The 18727-nt window shown below is 70.0% G+C and carries 13 protein-coding genes; 10 read left to right on the top strand and 3 right to left on the bottom strand.

The features are described from left to right. Nucleotides 1-115: 115 nt before the first annotated feature. The 3 genes from ACGFNK_RS05590 to ACGFNK_RS05580 all read right to left on the bottom strand — a co-directional run bounded on the left by ACGFNK_RS05590 (nt 116) and on the right by ACGFNK_RS05580 (nt 5444). Nucleotides 116-1810, bottom strand: coding sequence for a penicillin-binding transpeptidase domain-containing protein (locus ACGFNK_RS05590; RefSeq protein WP_393412275.1), 1695 nt, complete (start codon nt 1808-1810; stop codon nt 116-118). A 94-nt stretch (nt 1811-1904) separates the two neighbouring features. Further along, on the bottom strand, nt 1905-3524 hold the full coding sequence (locus ACGFNK_RS05585) for a penicillin-binding transpeptidase domain-containing protein (protein WP_393412273.1): 1620 nt from the start codon (nt 3522-3524) through the stop codon (nt 1905-1907). 171 nt (nt 3525-3695) lie between these two features. Beyond that, nucleotides 3696-5444 carry a dolichyl-phosphate-mannose--protein mannosyltransferase gene (locus tag ACGFNK_RS05580; RefSeq protein WP_393412271.1) on the bottom strand — a complete coding sequence of 583 codons (1749 nt, stop codon included), beginning with the start codon at nt 5442-5444 and terminating at the stop codon, nt 3696-3698. A 62-nt stretch (nt 5445-5506) separates the two neighbouring features. On the opposite strand from ACGFNK_RS05580, the gene rsmI reads away from it, so the two are divergent. The 10 genes from rsmI (at nt 5507) to ACGFNK_RS05530 (ending at nt 18462) form a co-directional block, all read left to right on the top strand. After that, nucleotides 5507-6355 carry a 16S rRNA (cytidine(1402)-2'-O)-methyltransferase gene (gene rsmI, locus ACGFNK_RS05575; RefSeq protein WP_393412269.1) on the top strand — a complete coding sequence of 283 codons (849 nt, stop codon included), beginning with the start codon at nt 5507-5509 and terminating at the stop codon, nt 6353-6355. A 332-nt stretch (nt 6356-6687) separates the two neighbouring features. Next, nucleotides 6688-7071 carry a hypothetical protein gene (locus ACGFNK_RS05570; RefSeq protein ID WP_393412267.1) on the top strand — a complete coding sequence of 128 codons (384 nt, stop codon included), beginning with the start codon at nt 6688-6690 and terminating at the stop codon, nt 7069-7071. Between the two features lie 32 nt (nt 7072-7103). Then, nucleotides 7104-7973 carry a TatD family hydrolase gene (locus tag ACGFNK_RS05565; protein ID WP_393412265.1) on the top strand — a complete coding sequence of 290 codons (870 nt, stop codon included), beginning with the start codon at nt 7104-7106 and terminating at the stop codon, nt 7971-7973. A gap of 131 nt (nt 7974-8104) precedes the next feature. Continuing rightward, nucleotides 8105-9469 carry a ubiquitin-like domain-containing protein gene (locus tag ACGFNK_RS05560; protein ID WP_393412263.1) on the top strand — a complete coding sequence of 455 codons (1365 nt, stop codon included), beginning with the start codon at nt 8105-8107 and terminating at the stop codon, nt 9467-9469. Nucleotides 9470-9878: 409 nt separating this feature from the next. Then, complete coding sequence (gene rsmA / locus ACGFNK_RS05555) at nt 9879-10748, top strand: 16S rRNA (adenine(1518)-N(6)/adenine(1519)-N(6))-dimethyltransferase RsmA (RefSeq protein ID WP_393412261.1); 870 nt, start codon at nt 9879-9881, stop codon at nt 10746-10748. Then, a complete protein-coding gene (locus ACGFNK_RS05550) occupies nt 10745-11638 on the top strand; it encodes a 4-(cytidine 5'-diphospho)-2-C-methyl-D-erythritol kinase (RefSeq protein ID WP_393412259.1) in 894 nt (297 codons plus the stop codon). Before rsmA ends, ACGFNK_RS05550 begins: the two co-directional genes overlap by 4 nt. Before the next feature lie 106 nt (nt 11639-11744). After that, complete coding sequence (locus ACGFNK_RS05545) at nt 11745-13550, top strand: ABC-F family ATP-binding cassette domain-containing protein (protein ID WP_393412257.1); 1806 nt, start codon at nt 11745-11747, stop codon at nt 13548-13550. Between the two features lie 213 nt (nt 13551-13763). Beyond that, entirely contained in the window at nt 13764-15548 is a 1785-nt protein-coding gene (locus ACGFNK_RS05540) for a PQQ-binding-like beta-propeller repeat protein (RefSeq protein WP_393412255.1), read from the top strand. Nucleotides 15549-15606: 58 nt separating this feature from the next. Next, nucleotides 15607-17469 (top strand): PQQ-binding-like beta-propeller repeat protein, encoded by a 1863-nt coding sequence (locus ACGFNK_RS05535; protein ID WP_393412253.1) that lies wholly within the window; start codon nt 15607-15609, stop codon nt 17467-17469. Between the two features lie 285 nt (nt 17470-17754). Next, entirely contained in the window at nt 17755-18462 is a 708-nt protein-coding gene (locus ACGFNK_RS05530) for a LuxR C-terminal-related transcriptional regulator (RefSeq protein WP_393412251.1), read from the top strand. Nucleotides 18463-18727 lie beyond the last annotated feature (265 nt).

The raw sequence follows: 18727 nt of genomic DNA, 5'->3' as shown, positions 1-18727 counted from the left end.
CGTGGCTGGTCGCGCCCACGCGGCGGAGCCGCACATTGAAACAGCCCCGCGCCCCTTGGGGCCTACGGCCCCCGGGGCGCGGTACCGCACTTGGACTTCGGCAGGGGCGCTCGGCTCAGCTACCCGCCTTCAACATCGCCGCCACGAGCGGCCCAGCGGCTTCGCCACCATGCCCGCCCTGCTGCACGACACCCGCCGCAGCCAGGTCGCCCTTCCACGCCGTGAACCAGCCGTTGGGCTTCTTCTGGCCGTCGACCTCCGCGGAGCCGGTCTTCGCGCCGGTGTCGGGGCCGAGGCCGGCCATCGCCTCGGCCGCCGTTCCCGCCGCCGCGGTGTACTGCAGCAGTTCCTGCAACTGGGCCCGCGTGGAGGCGGACAGCAAACGTGGCGCCTTCGCCAGCGCACGGTCGTCGACGTCCGGAGACACCAGGTAGGGCTGGCGGAAGGTGCCCGTCTTCGCCGTCGCGACGACCGACGCCATGTTCAGCGGGTTCATCCGGACCGCGCCCTGGCCGATCAGTGAGGCCGCCATCTGGGCGTCCGACTGCACCGGCACCGCGCCGTCGAAGCTGGACACCCCGATCGACCAGTTGTTCTTGCCGAGCCCGAAGACCTCCTGGGCCTGCTTCGTCAGATCGTCGTCGCTCAGCTCCTTCGCCTGGCTGATGAAGGCCGTGTTGCAGGACCGCGCGAAGCTCGCCTTGAACGTGCCGCCCTTGATCTCGAACTTGTCGTCGTTCTGGAACTTCCAGCCGCCGTACGTGGAGAACTTGGGGCACGGGTGCTGCTCGTCCATCGACGCCAGCCCCTTGTCGAGGAGCAGCGACGCCGAGATGATCTTCATCGTGGAACCGGGTGCCAGGGAGCCCTGGAAGGCGGTGTTGAAGCCGCGGCCGGAGTTCGCGACGGCCAGGATCTCGCCCGTCGACGCCTTCGTCATGACCAACGACGCCTTGGGCTTCTTGGCCACCTGCTCCTCGGCCGTCGCCTGGAGGCTCGGATTGAGGGTCGTACGAACCGTGCCCGGCGTCCCCTTGCTCAGCTCCAGCAGCGTCTTGTCGGGGGCCCCCTCGTCGCCCTCGGTCGCCTTGGCGGAATCGCCCGAGGAGCCCTTGCGGATCACCCGCAGCTCGATGCCCGCCTTGCCGCCGGCCTTCTTGCCGTACTTCTCGCGCAGGCCGTCAAGGACCGTCCCCAGGGACGGGTACTTGGCCGCGGTCAGCTCCCCGCCGTCCCGGTCGAGTGCCTTGACCGGCGGTGTCCCGGCCTCCCCGGTGACCAGACGGTCGCCGTCCTCCAGATCCGGGTGGACGACGGAGGACTGCCAGTCGACCAGTGGCTTTCCGTCCTCGGCCCGGCGGACGACGGTGAGCTGGGAGTCGTACGAGAGGGCCTTGGTCTGGCCGTTGTAGGAGACGGTGCCCTTCACGGAGAACGGCATCTTCGCGCCGGATCTGGTGCCAGGCGTGAGCGTCACGTCCTTGATGCGCGCCTCTTTGCCGTACCCGGTGAGCAGCGTGCGGGCCGCCGCCGTGTCGTTCGTGGTGGCGGCGGCCTTCGTGACGTCACCGCTCTGCCAGGCCGTGAGGAACGTTGTGGCCGCCGACTTGACCTCGGCCGCCGACAGGGGGCCGGTCTTCACGGCCGGCTTGCGTTCGTCGGCCGTCGAGGCGCTGTCGTCGGCCGCCGCCCCACCGTCGTACACGGTGTAGACGCCGAACCCGGCCCCGCCGAGGACCACGGCGATCATCCCGCCGATGACGGCGGGCTTCGTCCTGCCGCGCTCGTTGGCGCGTCCCCTGTTCCCCACAGCTCCCGTTCCTCCGCTGTTGCCTCAGTAGTCTCACGTTCCACTTAGAGAACGAGAGCCAACAGCCTAGGGTCCCGGTGTGACAGAGGGGACCTTACGAGGACGCTCGTAGCACGGCTGCGACAATCGGGCCCGCCGCGTCGCCGCCCCGGCCGCCCTCCTGGGTCATGGCCGCCGCCGCGATGTCGTCCCGGTAGCCGGTGAACCAGCTGTTGGACGTTTTCTGCCCGTCGACCTCCGCCGAACCGGTCTTCGCGCCGACGCTGCCGCCGAGCCCGGCCATGGCCTTGGCCGCGGTGCCGCTGACCGCGGTGCGGTTCATCATCTGGCGCAGCTGCGCGACCGTACCGGCGTCCAGGCCCTTCGCGGTGGCCAGTTCACGGTCGTCGAGGCTCTGCGGCACGATCACCGGCTGCCGGAAGGTGCCCGTCATCGCGGTCGCGGTGACGGAGGCCATGTTGAGGGGGCTCATCTGGACCTGGCCCTGGCCGAGCATGTTGGCCGCCGTGTCGGGGCCGCCGGAGGCCGGGACGGAGCCGTCGAAGGACGCGATGCCGGTCTTCCAGTTGTCCCGGCCGAGACCGAAGCGCTCCTGGGCCTCCTTCGTGAGCGAGTCGGCCTTCACCTCGTCCGCGTACTTCACGAACGCCGTGTTGCAGGAGCGCGCGAAGCTCTCCGAGAGGGTCGCGTCCTCGTTGGGCGTCATGCCCTCGATGTTCTTGAAGGTCTGGCTCTGCCAGGTCGCTTCCGCCGGGCAGGGCGCGGGTCCGGTCGCGTTCGTGACGCCGTTGTCGATCAGCGTCGCCGCGGAGAGGATCTTCATGGTGGAGCCCGGCGCGAGCTTGCCCAGGAACGCCGCGTTGAACTCGTCGGTCCGGCGGTTGGCGACCGCCAGCACCTCGCCGGTGCTCGGCTTCACCGCGACCACCGACGACTCCGAGTACTCCTTGACCGCCTTCTCCGCAGCGGCCTGCGCGCCCGCGCTGAGCGTGGTGCGCAGCTTGCCCGGCTTGCCCTCCGTAAGCGTGAGAAGCGTCTTGTCGCCCGCGTTCTCATCCGCGCTCCGGACCGCCAGCTCGACGCCCGGGGTGCCGCCCGCGGTGTCGCCGTACTTCTCCCGCAGCTGGTCCAGGATCGGCCCGAGCGAGGGGTACTTCTCCTTGGTCAGCACGGTGTCGTTCCGGTCCACCGCCTCGATCGGCGGGCTGGCCGCCTTGCCCGTGACCAGGGTGTCGCCCTCGTCCAGATCGGGGTGCAGGACGGTCGGCTTCCAGTCGACCAGCGCCCGTCCGGTGGTGTCCCCGCGTACGACGGTCAGCTCGCTCTTGTACGAAAGGGGCTTGCTCTTCCCCTCGTACGACACCGTGGCCGAGACCGAGAACGGCACCGTCTGGCCCGACGGCGTACCCGGCGTGATCTTGACGCCGGTCAGTTGCGCCTCGGTGCGGTAGCCGGCGAGCAGCGGCTGGGCCACGCCCGCGTTGTTCGTGTGCCCGGCGGCCTTGGCCGCCTGGCCCTTCTCCCAGGCCGCGAAGAACTCCTCGCTGGTCTCCTTGACCTCGTCACTCGACGGCGGGCCGGTCTTCACGGTGTCGCCCCCGGCCGTGCTGCCCCCGGTGATCGCCGACACGATGTTGAACGCGCCGTACCCGGCACCCCCGACCATCACCGCGAACACACCGCCCACGACGGCGGCCTTTGCCCCCTTGCGCATTGCGCGATCCCCTCCCCATGGCCTTTCTGAACGTGTTCAGAAAGATGCTCATCTATCGCACTGTATGCGGGAGGAGGGACCGGTGTGGCCGGTGTTCCCCGATTGTTAAGCCGGTGTGGCCGGCAGCTGTCCGGTTCTCGGCCCTGCCCTCAGGCCGCCCTCAGATCGCCCTCACACCCAGGTATCCAGCCACATGCGTGAACGCCAGGTGTCTATCGGGATGGCCTGGCCGGTGTAGATCGGCCAGAAATAGATGAAGTTCCACGCGATCAGCAGGACCAGGACGCCCGCCGCCGCCGCGCCGGCCACGCGGCGGCGTTCGGTCGAACCTGGCGGGCCCAGGATCGCGCCGATCATCATCGCCAGGGCCAGGCAGAGGAAGGGCAGGAAGACGATCGCGTAGAAGAAGAAGATCGTGCGCTCCTGGTACATGAACCAGGGCAGATAGCCGGCCGCGATACCGCACGCGATCGCGCCCGCGCGCCAGTCGCGGCGGAAGAACCAGCGCCACAGCACATAGAGGATCGCGAAGCCCGCGGCCCACCACAGCAGGGGCGTGCCGAGGGCGAGGACCTCGCGGGCGCACTTCTCGCCCGCGTCGACGGGGCAGCCGTCCTTGCCGGGCTTCGGGGACTCGTAGAAGTACGAGACCGGGCGGCCGGTGACGATCCAGCTCCACGGGTTCGACTCGTAGGTGTGCGGCGAGGAGAGGCCGACATGGAACTCGTACACCTGGTGCTCGTAGTGCCACAGGCTGCGCAGCCAGTCGGGCAGGAACGTCCAGCTGCCGCCCTTGCCCTCGGTCGCCGCCCAGTTCCGGAAGTAGCCGCCGCTGCCGTCGGAGGGGGACAGGATCCAGCCGGTCCAGGAGGCGAGATACGTGACGATCGCCACCGGCACGGTCGCCACGAACGCCAGGCCCGTGTCGCGCTTGAGTACCGCCTTGTACGGGTGCCGGGCGCCCGCGACCCTGCGCGAGCCGACGTCCCACAGGACCGTCATCAGGCAGAACGCGACCAGGACGTACAGACCGTTCCACTTGGTGCCGATGGCGAGACCGAGCATCAGCCCTGCTGCCCAGCGCCAGGGGCGCAGACCCAGCCGGGTGTGTTCCGCCGTGTGCGCGTCCGGGCGTACGACTCCGTCTGCGCTGCCGTCGGACGGCGGCAGCGCGGCAGCGAGGCGTTCGCGCGTCCTGTCCCGGTCGATGACCAGGCAGCCGAAGGCCGCGAGGACGAAGAACATGACCACCTGGTCGAGCAGCGCCGTGCGGCTCATCACGAAGTGCAGCCCGTCGACGGCCATGAGGGCGCCCGCGAGGCAGCCGAGGAACGTCGAGCGGAACAGACGGCGGCCGATCCGGCACAGCATCAGCACGGACAGCGTGCCGAGCACGGCCGTCATGAAACGCCAGCCGAAGGGCGTGAACCCGAACAGCCACTCGCCGAGCCCGATCACGTACTTGCCGACCGGCGGATGGACGACGTACGCGGCCTCCGACGGGATCGGGACGTCGCCGTTGTTCTTCAGGATCAGCTCGTTGGCGTCCTTGGCCCAGTTGACCTCGTACCCGCGGTGGAGGAGCGCCCAGGCGTCCTTGGCGTAGTACGTCTCGTCGAATATCACCGACTTCGGACTGCCCAGGTTCCAGAACCGCGTCAGGCCCGCCAGCAATGTGATCAGCAGAGGGCCCACCCATGCCGACCAGCGCACCAAAAGCGCGGCGGCCGGCTTCGACAGCCCGAACGCCGCCCACACACGCGGGCTCGGCTGCGCGTACGCAGGCACCAGACGGTCACGGACGTCGCTTCTGGCCGGGCTCCTGTAGCCGAACCGGCGAAGCCGCAGCTGCCACGACGGCTGCCGCTCTTCGACGCCCTCTGCCTGCCGGGTGTCCGTGTGGGACGCGGTACTGGTCACCGCGCCATCGTAGGGAACCCTTCTGTGCGAGTCCCCTTTATCGGCCCTGCGAGGATGGAACCGTGACAGGAACCCTTGTACTCGCAGGCACTCCCATCGGGGACGTCGCGGACGCACCGCCCCGGCTGGCCCAGGAGTTGACGGCCGCCGATGTGATCGCCGCCGAGGACACCCGGCGGCTGCGCCGACTGACCCAGGCACTGGGCGTGCAGCCCGCCGGACGGGTCGTGTCGTATTTCGAGGGCAACGAATCGGCCCGTACGCCCGAACTCGTCGAGGCCCTGGCCGGCGGGGCGCGCGTGCTGCTTGTGACCGACGCGGGGATGCCGTCGGTGTCCGACCCCGGCTACCGGCTGGTCGCGGCGGCGGTGGAGAAGGACATCCGGGTGACCGCCGTGCCCGGACCGTCCGCCGTGCTCACCGCGCTCGCGCTGTCCGGGCTGCCTGTCGACCGGTTCTGCTTCGAGGGGTTCCTGCCTCGGAAGGCGGGCGAGCGGCTCTCCCGGCTGCGGGAGGTCGCGGGGGAGCGGCGCACGCTTGTGTACTTCGAGTCGCCGCACCGGGTCGACGACACGCTCGCCGCGATGGCGGAGGTGTTCGGCGCCGACCGGCGGGCCGCCGTGTGCCGGGAGCTGACCAAGACGTACGAGGAGGTCAGGCGGGGGCCACTGGAGGAGCTTGCGGCTTGGGCCGCGGAGGGTGTTCGCGGGGAGATCACCGTTGTCGTGGAAGGGGCGCCGGAGAAGGGTGCCGAGGAAGTGGACGCTGCGGAACTCGTGCGCCGAGTGCGGGTGCGGGAGGAGGCGGGGGAGCGGCGTAAGGAGGCCATCGCCTCCGTCGCCGCGGAGGCGGGGCGCCCCAAGCGCGAGGTCTTCGATGCCGTGGTCGCCGCGAAGCGCTCCGCGCCTTGAGGCCGGGTGATCCGGGTAGCGCCGTTGAGGGTTCCTGATTTGTGCGGGCTGCGGGCTGCGGGCTGCGGGTTGTGGGTGGTTGCTCGCGCCCCGCGGCGGAGCCGCATATGTCACAGCCCCGCGCCCCTAAAGGGTCGCTAAAGGCGGCCTTGGCGAAGGCAAAGCCCAGGCGCGCTATTCGGGCCCTCGGACAAAGAACTGCCAAGACGGGTCCAATAGTCGGCAGGTTCCATGCACTTGCTCCGTCAGAAGAGTCCACTGGGTGACGGGACGCACCCGTCCCCCGCCTCCGCTCCCCCGGAGGCGTCAGACCAGCGGACCTAGGAGCTGGCATGAGTGAGATGGCCGTCGTGCACGAGTCGTATTCGTTCGCCTGTATGCGGTGCGGGCACGGCTGGGAGCAGTCGTACGAGATCGAGCATCACATCGACGCCGAGGGCAGCGAGTTCGTGATGTACGTGGCCGACGGCCAGGTGGTGCCGTCGCCGTTGAGCCGGCCCACCTGCCAGAACTGCGACGGTCATGTCGTACGGATCATGCGCCCGGGGCAGGTGTCCTCGGCACTGAACTCCCTGCACCCACGTCGCTCCCGCTCAGTGCCGCACCAGGCGGAGCAGCCCGAGGCAGAGTCCGCGGAGCCCGCGGAACCCGGTGAGCGCCACCACTGGCACCTGTCCGATCTGCTCCACCCGTTCCACCACCGCAAGGCGGGGTGAGGACCGGGAGGGCTCCTTCGTAGGATCGGGTCATGCCCTCCAACGCCGAAGCCCCGCCCCTCCCGGACCCCCTCCGTGTGCCCGTCGCCGACTCGCACACCCACCTCGACATGCAGTCAGGCACAGTCGCGGAGGGGCTCGCGAAGGCCGCGGCGGTCGGCGTGACGACGGTCGTGCAGGTCGGCTGCGACCTGAAGGGCTCGCGTTGGGCGGCCGAGACGGCCGCGGAGTACGAGGCCGTGCACGCGACCGTCGCGTTGCACCCCAACGAGGCGCCGCGGATCGTCCTCGGCGACCCCGACGGATGGTCCCGGCAGGGCGCCCGCGAACCCGGCGGAGACGGCGCGCTGGACGAGGCGCTCGCCGAGATCGACCGGCTCGCGGGCCTCCCGCAGGTCAAGGGCGTCGGGGAGACGGGGCTCGACTACTTCCGTACGGGACCCGAGGGCAAGGCTGCCCAGGAGCGGTCGTTCCGGGCCCATATCGAGATCGCCAAGCGGCACGGCAAGACCCTGGTCATCCACGACCGCGACGCCCACGCCGACGTGCTACGCGTGCTCAAGGAGGAGGGCGCGCCCGAACGCACCGTCTTCCACTGCTACTCCGGGGACGCAGAGATGGCCGAACTGTGCGCCGAGAACGGCTACTTCATGTCCTTCGCCGGGAACATGACCTTCAAGAACGCCCAACCCCTGCGCGACGCCCTCGCCGTGGCCCCCCTCGAACTCGTCCTCGTCGAGACGGACGCGCCCTTCCTGACCCCCGCGCCGTACCGCGGACGGCCTAACGCCCCGTATCTCATTCCGGTCACGGTCCGCGCGATGGCCGCCGTACGGGGTCTGGACGAGGATGCGCTGGCGACGGCCCTCGCGGCGAATACGAAGCGTGCCTTCGACTACTGACGCATAACGCCCACAGAGGCGCATTACCGGGTATCGCGACGACGCAACGTAGTCATGGTGCCTTGGAGAGTGACGGTCGCTCCGCTAGGTTCTCCGCGCCCGATCCGGAGGACCCCCTGGAGCGTGTCGTCGTGAGCATTTCGCAGTACGAGACGTATGGCCCGACGTACGAGAACGATCAGCCGAACGATCAGCCGTACGCCGCTGAGGATCCACAGGGTTACGTGGACACGTACCGGCCCGCGTACGAGACCCAGCACGAGGTCCACTATGAGACCCATCCCGAAGCCGCCACCGAACCCCAGCTGCCCTGCCCGCTTCCGCCCACGATCGAGCTGCCCGGCACCTTCGGCGGCAGGGCCGAGGCGCGCCGGGCGGCGCGGCGCCAGAAGGCCGCCGAGCGGCCGCAGGCGGTGCGCCGGCTGGTGCCGCGGGCGCTGGTCGTCGCCTTTCTGGCGGGCGGCACCACCGCGTTCGTCGCCGACGACAAGGCGATCGAGCTGACCGTCGACGGCAAGCCCCGCACCCTGCACACCTTCGCGGACGACGTGAGCGAGCTGCTCGCCGACGAGGGCGTCGAGTTGGGTGCCCACGACGTCGTGGCGCCCGCCCCCGGCACCTCGCTGACCAGTGGTGACGAGATCGCCGTACGGTACGGACGGCCTCTGCACCTCACCCTCGACGGCCGGCGGCGCACGGTGTGGACGACGGCGCGCACGGTGGACGGGGCGCTGAGGGAGCTCGGGGTGCGGGCGGAGGGTGCGTACGTATCGGCCCCGCGCTCCCGGAGGATCGGACTGGAGGGACTGACCCTCGACGTCCGCACCGAGCGGACCGTGACGGTCATGGCGGACGGGCGGGCGCGGACGGTCCGCACGAACGCCGCGACCGTCCGCGAGGCCGTGGAGGGCGCCGGGATCACCCTGCGCGGACAGGACACCACGTCCGTCCCGCCCGGGAGCTTTCCGCGCGACGGGCAGACGGTGACGGTGCTGCGGATCACGCGCACGAAGGAGATCCGCGAGGAGCCCATCGCGTTCGGGGTGCGACGGACGCTGGACGCCTCGTTGTTCCGGGGCACCGAGGTCGTCGAGCAGGCGGGGCAGCCCGGTATGCGGCGCGTCACCTACGCCCACCGCACGGTCAACGGCGTCCGCTCCAAGCCGCGCCCGCTCGACTCCGAGGTGGTCCACGAACCCCGCACCCAGCTGGTGAAGATCGGCACCAAGCCCCTGCCGGCGGCTCCCGCCGATGTCGACGGCCTCAACTGGAGCGCGCTCGCGGCCTGCGAATCCGGGGGGCGGCCGGGGGCGGTGGACGCCTCCGGCACGTACGGCGGCCTCTACCAGTTCGACACTCGGACCTGGCAGAGCCTCGGCGGTACCGGGCGACCGCAGGACGCGTCGGCGGCGGAGCAGACGTATCGGGCGAAGAAGCTGTACGTACGCCGGGGGGCGAGTCCTTGGCCCCACTGTGGGGGGCGTCTGTACACCTGACCTGCGGGTGGGCTGGGGCAGGCGTTTCTTTTCCCCAGCCCCGCCCCTTCCCGAAACTGGGGGCTGCGCCCCAGACCCCCGCAAGGGGGTGGGGGTGACAGGTCGTGTCGCGGCTGCCAGTCCGTCGTGGCTGGTCGCGCAGTTCCCCGCGCCCCTGGGGTGCGTGGTGGGTCGGGGCCGTGGGAGGCTGCGGGCACATGGTGGCTGGTGAGCATGACGACTGTCGGCTCCGGGAGCGCCCCTTTTAGGGGCGCGGGGAACTGCGCGACCAGCCACGACGCACCCGCAGCCGCGACACGACCGTCACCCCCCACCCCCTGGCGGGGGCCTGGGGGCGACAGCCCCCAGTTTCGGGAAGGGGCGGGGTAGGGGAAAGAACTCCCGCCCACCGCACCGTACGCTGGCCACCGTGAGCAACACCCCCGACGCCCTCCTGGGCCCCGCCGACATCCGCGAACTCGCGGCAGCGCTCGGCGTCCGACCGACGAAGCAGCGCGGACAGAACTTCGTCATCGACGCCAACACGGTCCGCCGCATCGTCCGCACCGCGGACGTGCGCCCAGAAGACGTGGTCGTCGAGGTGGGCCCGGGCCTGGGCTCCCTGACGCTGGCGCTGCTGGAGGTGGCGGACCGGGTCGTCGCCGTCGAGATCGACGACGTACTCGCGGGCGCGCTCCCTGCGACCATCGCGGCCCGCATGCCGGAGCGAGCCGACCGTTTCGCACTGGTGCACTCCGACGCCATGCAGGTGACCGAACTCCCGGGTCCCCCGCCGACCGCCCTGGTCGCGAACCTCCCCTACAACGTCGCCGTCCCCGTGCTGCTGCACATGCTCGAGACCTTCCCCACCGTCGAGCGCACGCTCGTGATGGTGCAGTCGGAGGTCGCCGACCGGCTGGCCGCGGCGCCCGGTTCGAGGGTCTACGGCGTGCCGTCGGTGAAGGCCAACTGGTACGCCGAGGTCAAGCGGGCCGGTGCCATCGGCCGCACCGTCTTCTGGCCCGCCCCGAACGTGGACAGCGGGCTCGTCTCCCTCGTCCGCCGCACCGAGCCCCTCAAGACGACGGCGTCGAGGCGCGAGGTCTTCGCCGTGGTCGACGCCGCCTTCGCCCAGCGGCGCAAGACCCTGCGGGCCGCGCTCGCCGGCTGGGCGGGTTCGGCGGCGGCAGCGGAGTCCGCCCTGGTCGCGGCGGGTGTCTCGCCGCAGGCGCGGGGCGAGGCCCTGACGGTGGAGGAGTTCGCACGCATCGCGGAGAACAAGGAGCGCGGAGAGCAGTGAGCGTGACGGTACGCGTCCCGGCGAAGGTCAACGTCCAGCTGGCCGTGGGCGCCGCCCGCCCCGACGGCTTCCACGACCTGGCGAACGTCTTCCTGGCGGTCGGCCTGTACGACGAGGTCACGGTGACGGCGGCGGACGAGCTGCGCATCACGTGCGACGGGCCGGACGCGGATCAAGTTCCCCTGGACCACACGAACTTGGCGGCCCGGGCGGCTCAGAAGCTGGCTGCCCGCCATGGCCTGGCCCCCGACGTGCACCTCCACATCACCAAGGACATCCCCGTCGCCGGCGGTATGGCAGGCGGCTCCGCCGACGCCGCCGGCGCACTCCTGGCTTGCGACGCCCTCTGGGGTACGAACACTCCCCGGGCCGAACTCCTCGACATCTGCGCCGAGTTGGGCAGCGACGTACCGTTCAGCCTGGTCGGCGGGGCCGCGCTCGGTACGGGCCGGGGCGAACAGTTGCGCCCGCTGGAAGTCGGCGGCACCTTCCACTGGGTCTTCGCCGTGGCCGACGGCGGCCTTTCGACTCCGGCGGTGTACGCGGAGTTCGACCGCCTCACCGAAGGCGCCGAGGTTCCCGAACCACTCGCGTCCCAGCCCCTCCTCGACGCCCTCGCGAAGGGCGACCCGACCGCCCTCGCAGCCGCCCTCTCGAACGACCTCCAGCCCGCGGCCCTGTCCCTGCGCCCGCCCCTGGCCGACACTCTTGCCGCGGGCACGGCGGCCGGTGCCCTCGCCGCCCTGGTCTCCGGCTCGGGCCCGACGACGGCGTTCCTGACCCGGGACGCGCCGTCAGCGACGAAGGTCGCCGAGGCACTGCTCGCCTCGGGCACATGCCGCACCGCCCGGCTCGCGGCCTCACCCGCGCCCGGCGCGACGGTGCTCTGAACTTCCGGGTCGCGTCATCACAAAGAGTGACGATCCCTGCACGCCCCGACCCCTCGCCCGGAGGGCCTAGGCTGGAAGGCTGATCGATCCCCGCGTCAGGAGAGAAATGGCCGTCAACCTGGTCAATGTCGAGAACGTCAGCAAGGTGTACGGCACCCGTGCCCTGCTCGACGGCGTCTCGCTCGGAGTGTCCGAGGGAGACAGGATCGGCGTCGTCGGGCGCAACGGTGACGGCAAGACCACGCTGATCCGGATGCTCGCCAAGCTGGAGGAGGCCGACACCGGGCGCGTCACGCACTCCGGCGGTCTGAACGTCGGCGTGCTCACCCAGCACGACTCGCTGGACCCCGCGGCCACCGTCCGGCACGAGGTCATCCGTGACATGGCCGACCATGAGTGGGCGGGCAACGCCAAGATCAGGGACGTACTGACCGGACTGTTCGGCGGGCTGGATCTGCCGGGGTTCCCGCAGGGTCTTGACACCGTCATCGGGCCGCTGTCCGGTGGCGAGCGGCGGCGTATCGCGCTGGCCAAGCTGCTGATCGCCGAGCAGGACCTGATCATCCTCGACGAGCCCACCAACCACCTGGACGTGGAGGGGATCGCCTGGCTGGCGAAGCACCTGAGGGAGCGGCGGTCCGCGCTTGTGTGTGTCACCCACGACCGGTGGTTCCTCGACCAGGTCTGCACGCGGATGTGGGACGTGCAGAAGGGCGATGTGTACGAGTACGAGGGCGGCTACTCGGACTACGTCTTCGCGCGCGCCGAACGCGAACGCATCGCGGCCACCGAGGAGGTCAAGCGGCAGAACCTGGTCAGGAAGGAGCTGGCCTGGCTGCGCCGCGGCGCCCCGGCCCGTACGTCCAAGCCGCGCTTCCGCGTCGAGGCCGCGAACGAGCTGATCGCTGACGTACCGCCGCCGCGCGACAGCAGCGAGCTGATGAAGTTCGCCTCCACCCGGCTCGGCAAGACCGTCTTCGACCTCGAGAACGTGACCGTGCAGGCCGGCCCGAAGGTGCTGCTGAAGCATGTGACGTGGCAGCTGGGCCCCGGTGACCGTATCGGCCTCGTCGGGGTGAACGGCGCGGGCAAGACCTCCCTGCTGCGGGCGATGGCCGACGCGGCGTACAGCGAGGGCGAGCGGCAGCCCGCGGGCGGCCGGGTCGTGGTCGGCAAGACCGTGAAGCTCGCCTACCTCTCGCAGGAGGTGTCCGAACTCGACCCGGCCCTACGGGTGTTGCAGGCCGTGCAGCAGGTCCGCGACCGTGTCGACCTCGGCAAGGGACGCGAGATGACGGCAGGTCAGCTCTGCGAGACCTTCGGCTTCAACAAGGAGAAGCAGTGGACGCCGGTCGGCGACCTGAGCGGTGGTGAGCGCCGTCGGCTCCAACTCCTGCGGCTGCTCATGGACGAGCCGAACGTCCTCTTCCTCGATGAGCCCACCAACGACCTCGACATCGAGACCCTCACCCAGCTCGAGGACGTGCTCGACGGCTGGCCCGGCTCGATGGTCGTGATCTCCCACGACCGGTTCTTCATCGAGCGCACCACGGACCGGGTGTTCGCCCTGCTCGGCGACGCGACGCTGCGGATGCTGCCGCGCGGGATCGACGAATACCTGGAGCGGCGGCACAAGATGGAGGAGGCCGTGGCTGCCCGTACCCCCGTGGCGCCCCCCGTCGAAAAGCCCGGCATCTCCGCCGCCGACGCCCGCGCCGCCAAGAAGGAACTCCAGAAGATCGAGCGGCAGTTGGACAAACTCTCCCAGAACGAGAAGAAGCTGCACGACCAAATCGCCGCGAACGCCACGGACTTCGGGAAGGTGGCCGAACTGGACGCCGACCTGCGTGAACTGGCCACCGAGCGCGAGGAGTTGGAGACCCGCTGGCTGGAGCTCGCAGACGACGCGTGAAGGTGGCGTGAAGGAGCGTAACGGGGGCATCACGGGCCGGTCCTCCCTTGGGAACAGGGGTTGGACCGGCCCTGAGTTCGAGCGGGACATGGTGATAGAAAGGGCCGTCTGAGAACCGTCTGAACTGTCTGAGTACGACGCTGAGTACAACTCCGTATTCACTACGTACTTCTAGGCGTGGCTAAAAATCAGTGATGAAGGGGGAACGCGCTGATGTCTCAGCCGCCCAACCAGCCGCCACAGGGCGGGTTCGGAGCTCCACAGGATCCGGGCGGGCAGTACCCGGGCCAGGGAACGCCTCCGCCGCCCGCGCAGCCGCCGCAGGCTCCACCGCCTCCGCAGGGCGGAGCCCCGGGGACCCCGCCCGCGCCGCAGCCCGGTTACGGCTACCCCCAGCAGCCCGGCCCGTACAATCAGCCGGGTCCGTACGGCCAGCAGCCAGGACCGTACGCCCCGCAGACCGGCCCGTACGGACAGCCTCAGCAGCCCGGCCCCTACGGTCAGCCCGGTTACGGCTACCCGCAGCAGCCCCAGTTCCCCGGCCCGCCCGGCACCCCGCCGGGCGGCGGCTCGCGCAACCCCTTCAAGGGCAAGCCCGCCATCATCATCGGAGCCGCGCTGGCCGCCGCACTCGTCATCGGCACCACTGTGTGGGCGGTCTCCAGCGGCGATGGCGGCGACAAGAAGCCCGCCGCCAAGAAGAGTCGCGACGCCCAGCCCAACCCGGGCGAGGACCCGATCAACCCCGGCGACGGTGACGGCGGAGGCGGCGAGGACACCGAGGACCTCAACGCGGGCCGCCAGGCGGGCGAATCGAAGGTGCTCTGGTACAAGGAGGGGCCGGACGCGCCCGGTTCCGGTGCCGACGCCCCCGGTATGTGGATCACCGACAAGACCGCGGTGAAGGCCGCGTACAAGCAGGTCTTCGCCTACAACGTCAGTGACGGCAAGCCGGCCTGGCCCGAGATCACGCTGCCGCAGGAGATCTGCTCGGTCACCCCGGAGAAGACGGCCGACGACAAGATCGTCATCGCGTACAAGGCGGGCGCCAAGGACACCGCCGACTGCAGCCAGCTGATGGAGATCGACCTCAACACCGGCAAGAAGGGCTGGACCGAGGAGATCCCGGAGGGCGAACTCTTCGACAGCATGCTCCAGCTCGGACTGACCGTCACCGGAGACACGTTGGTGGTCGGCCGCGGGCAGTCGGGCATCGGCTACGACGTCTCGACCGGCGACAAGCTGTGGGACAAGAAGAGGTACGGCTCGGCCTGCTTCCCGGCCGCGTTCGCGGGCGGCAGCAAGCTGGTCGCCGTCTCGTCCTGCGCGGCCGGCAGCGACAACGAGCACGACGAGGTGCAGGAACTCGACCCGGCCACCGGCAAGGCCAAGTGGACCTGGAAGGTGCCCAAGGGCTGGCAGGCCGCGCGTGCGTACTCCACCGACCCCGTCGTCATGTACCTCACCAACGAGGACAAGAAGCAGTGGAACATCTCCACGCTGAACAACGGCACGGTGACCGCGCAGGTCGACATCGACGAGTCCTTCGCCCCGCAGTGCGGCTGGGCGATCCTCTCGCGTGATCTGCAGGGCTGCCAGGGCGTCGCGGCCGACAAGAACACCCTCTACCTGCCGACCGACGCGAAGACCGGCGCCAACGAGATCGTCGCGATCAACCTGGCGACCGGCAAGGAGAAGTGGCGCACCAAGTCCCCGGTCGAAGAGGGCATGCAGCCGCTGAAGATGGACGGCACGAACCTTCTCGCGTACGTCCAGCCGTCGTACGACTCGGGCGGCCGGATCGTGTCCATCCCGACGGGGGACGGCTCTCACACGCCGAAGAAGCTGCTGCAGAACCCGCAGGGCACCGCGGACATCGAGAGCGGCTTCTACTCGAAGGACGTGGACTACGTGGACGGGCGCTTCTACATCTCCACGACCCGGCTGACGGGCCGTGACGAGGCGCAGGAAAAGCTGATGCTGGCCTACGGCAAGTGACCGCCCTTCGTCCCGCCCCCACTCCCTTTCTTCTCCGAGCTTTCCGAGGTAACCCGTCATGAGCCAGCCGCCGCCCCCGCCGCCCAACCAGCCGCCGCAGGAAGGCGGTTCAGGCGCACCCCAGGACTCGTCGCCGGGTGGATTCGGGGCTCCGCAGAGTCCGCCGCCCGGTGGTTTCGGCGCTCCGCAGGACCCGCCGCCCAACGGCTTCGGCGCTCCGCAGAGCCCGCCGCCGGGCGGATTCGGCGCGCCGACCCCGCCACAGGGCACCCCGCCGAACCCCGGCTACGGCTACCCGCAGCAGCCCCCGCAGGCACCCGGGACCCCGCCCCCGACGACCCCGCCCCAGCCGTACGGATACCCGCAGACCCAGCCCCCGGGCCAGCCCGGTTACGGCTACCCGGGTCAGCAGCCCCAGTACGGCTACCCGCAGCCCTCGACGATGCCGCTCCAGCCGCAGGCGCCCGGCGGCGGACGCAAGCTCAACGCCCAGCTGATGATCATCGTCGCGGCGGTCCTGGCCATCGGCCTCATCGTGGGCGGGGGCGTCTGGTACGCGTCCTCGACCGGAGGCGACGACAAGAACGACGCCTCCGGTACGTCCGGCGGCACCGGCGGCGAGGACGGCAAGGGCGACGAGGGAAAGAAGGCCCCCGACGGAGGCGGCTCGGAGAAGGTGCCGTCCAGCACCAGCGCCAAGGTCCTCTTCCAGGTGCCCCAGCCGGCGGTGCCCGACGACGAGGTCTGGAGCGTGGGGGGCTCCTGGCTGACGGACAAGGTGTACGCCAAGGCGGGCCTCGGCGAGGTCATCGGCTACGACCCGGCCAACGGCAAGGAGACCTGGACGATGCCGCTGGCGGGTCACACCTGCGCGGCCTCTCCCGAGATCACCAAGGACGGTGTGACCGTGGTGATCTCCGAGGCGTCCAAGCGCAGCAAGACCAACGAGTACCCCGGGTGCACCGAGGTCACGGCCTTCAACCTGAACACCGGCAAAAAGCTCTGGACCAAGTCCGTGGGCGACGGCAGCGAGAAGGCCAAGTTCGAGGAAGCCAGCATCACCGGCACCACGGTCGCGGTGGGCTCCGGCCTCGACGGCGGCGCGGGCTTCGACCTCACGACCGGCAAGGCCCTGTGGCAGCCGAAGGTCGAATCGTGCGAGGACCTCGGCTATCGCGGCGGCGAGCAGCTGGTCGCCGTGCGCAAGTGCGGTGAGTACGGCGAGGAGAAGCTCGAGGTCCAGCTGCTCAACCCCAAGGACGGCAGCGTCCAGTGGACGTACAAGCTCGCCGACGGCATCGACAACGCCAAGGTCATCTCCACCAAGCCGGTCGTGATCGGTCTGGACTCCGATGAGATCACCTCGTCGGGCGCCACGGACGTCTTCTCGCTCGACGACAGCGGCAAGCTGCGTACGAAGATCACGCTGGAGGACGGACGGTACGAGCACGACTGCGGTGTCGGCAAGATCCACGACTGCAAGGGGATCGTCGTCGGCAACGACAAGCTCTACGTTCCGACGAAGCAGCACGACGGGACCAAGGAGTTCAGCCGCACCAACGAGGTGATCTCCTTCTCGCTGGCCTCCGGCAAGACGACGGGCGACCGCGCCGACGCCGGTGACGGCTACGAGATGTTCCCGGTCCGGATGGACGGCGGCGACATCATCGCGTACAAGCAGGGCCCCTACGACAAGGGTTCCGAGATCGTCTCGATCGACGGTGGCAGCTTCAAGCAGACCACGCTCCTGGTGACCCCGGCCACGGAGCAGGTCCGCAACGCGATCAGCAGCATGGTCCCGAAGTCGTCCGAGCTGCTCTACACGAACGGCCGCCTCTTCATGGGCCGGGACCTGATCAGCAAGCCCTCGTCCTCCTTGGACGGGGAGAAGTACACGACGATCGGATTCGGCGCGCAGTAGGGCGTACGGCGATCGAGAGGCGGCCGTTTCCGGTCGTACGACGATCAAGGCGTCCCTACGTGGATCAAGGCCCCGTCCCTGCTCAGGGACGGGGCCTACGCTTGTGCTCGGTTGTTTCCTCGCTCGCTCACGAATGCGAGGAATTTTGGCAATCCGGGGCACTTCTCACCGGTAGGGGAAGCGCAACGTCGAACAAGCGTGTAGCTTCCGGGGGATGGAGAGCCGGGGGGCTCCTGTCCATGGGGGACCAGTTGGGGACCTGGGGGAACTGGGGGGTTGGGCTCGATGGGTGTGCGGCTCATGGTGGTCGATGACCACCGTCTGCTCGCCGAGGCGTTGGCCTCGGCACTGAAGCTGCGCGGACACCGCGTGCTCGCCGCGGCGGCGCCCGCCGCGGGGGCGGCGGAGCTGGTGATCACCAGGGCGCCTGAGGTGTGCCTGATCGGCACGGCGACACCCGCCGAGCCGGGCATCTTCGACCCGGTGGTGAAGATCAAGCGCGAGCGCCCGCAGGTGGCGGTGCTGGTCCTCGGCCCGGTACCGAACCCCCGCGGCATCGCCGCCGCCTTCGCCGCCGGCGCCTCGGGCTACGTACGCCATGACGAGCGCATCGAGGGCGTGGAGCGCGCCATCATGAAAGCCAGGGCGGGAGAGGCGGCGGTGGCCCCGCAGTTGCTGCAGGGTGCCTTCAGCGAACTCCTCAACCCGGCCGCCCAGCCGGACGACGAGGGCCAGCGGCTGCTGCAGATCCTCACGCCGCGGGAGGTCGAGGTCCTGGTCCGGGTCGCGGAGGGCGAGGACACCCGCCTGATCGCGGCCGGAATGGGCATTGCCCCGAGTACGGCGCGTACGCACGTACAGCGGGTGCTGATGAAGCTGGGCGTGGGATCGAGGCTGGAGGCCGCGGCCCTGGCGGCGCGCACGGGGCTCCTGGACCGGGCGGGTCCGGTGCCGCCGCATCCGCCGATGGAGGCGCCCGAAGGGCCGGAGTGAACTCCGGCCACTGGCCCGATAGTTGCTCCGTTGCGTCTCGATGCCCTGTTGCGTCCTGCGTGGGTACGTCCGCGTTGTCCAGGTCCGCGTCCGGGACCGTGAGGCACGGATCGGGGCGGAAGCTAGGCTTCCAGCTTCAGAACTGAACAGCCGCGATGGGGAAGTTTGTTTGATTGTGGTGTTGACCCGCGTGAGGGCTTGTGGTTTGTTGTGTTCAGTTCTGTTTGATGGGTGCGCCTAGGGAGCCCTCCGTGCTGCATGCCCC

Source organism: Streptomyces sp. NPDC048825 (assembly GCF_043198355.1).
GTDB lineage: Bacteria > Actinomycetota > Actinomycetes > Streptomycetales > Streptomycetaceae > Streptomyces > Streptomyces xiangluensis.
The sequence above is the reverse complement of the archived record's forward strand: the minus strand, read 5'-3'. Positions and strand labels throughout refer to the sequence as shown.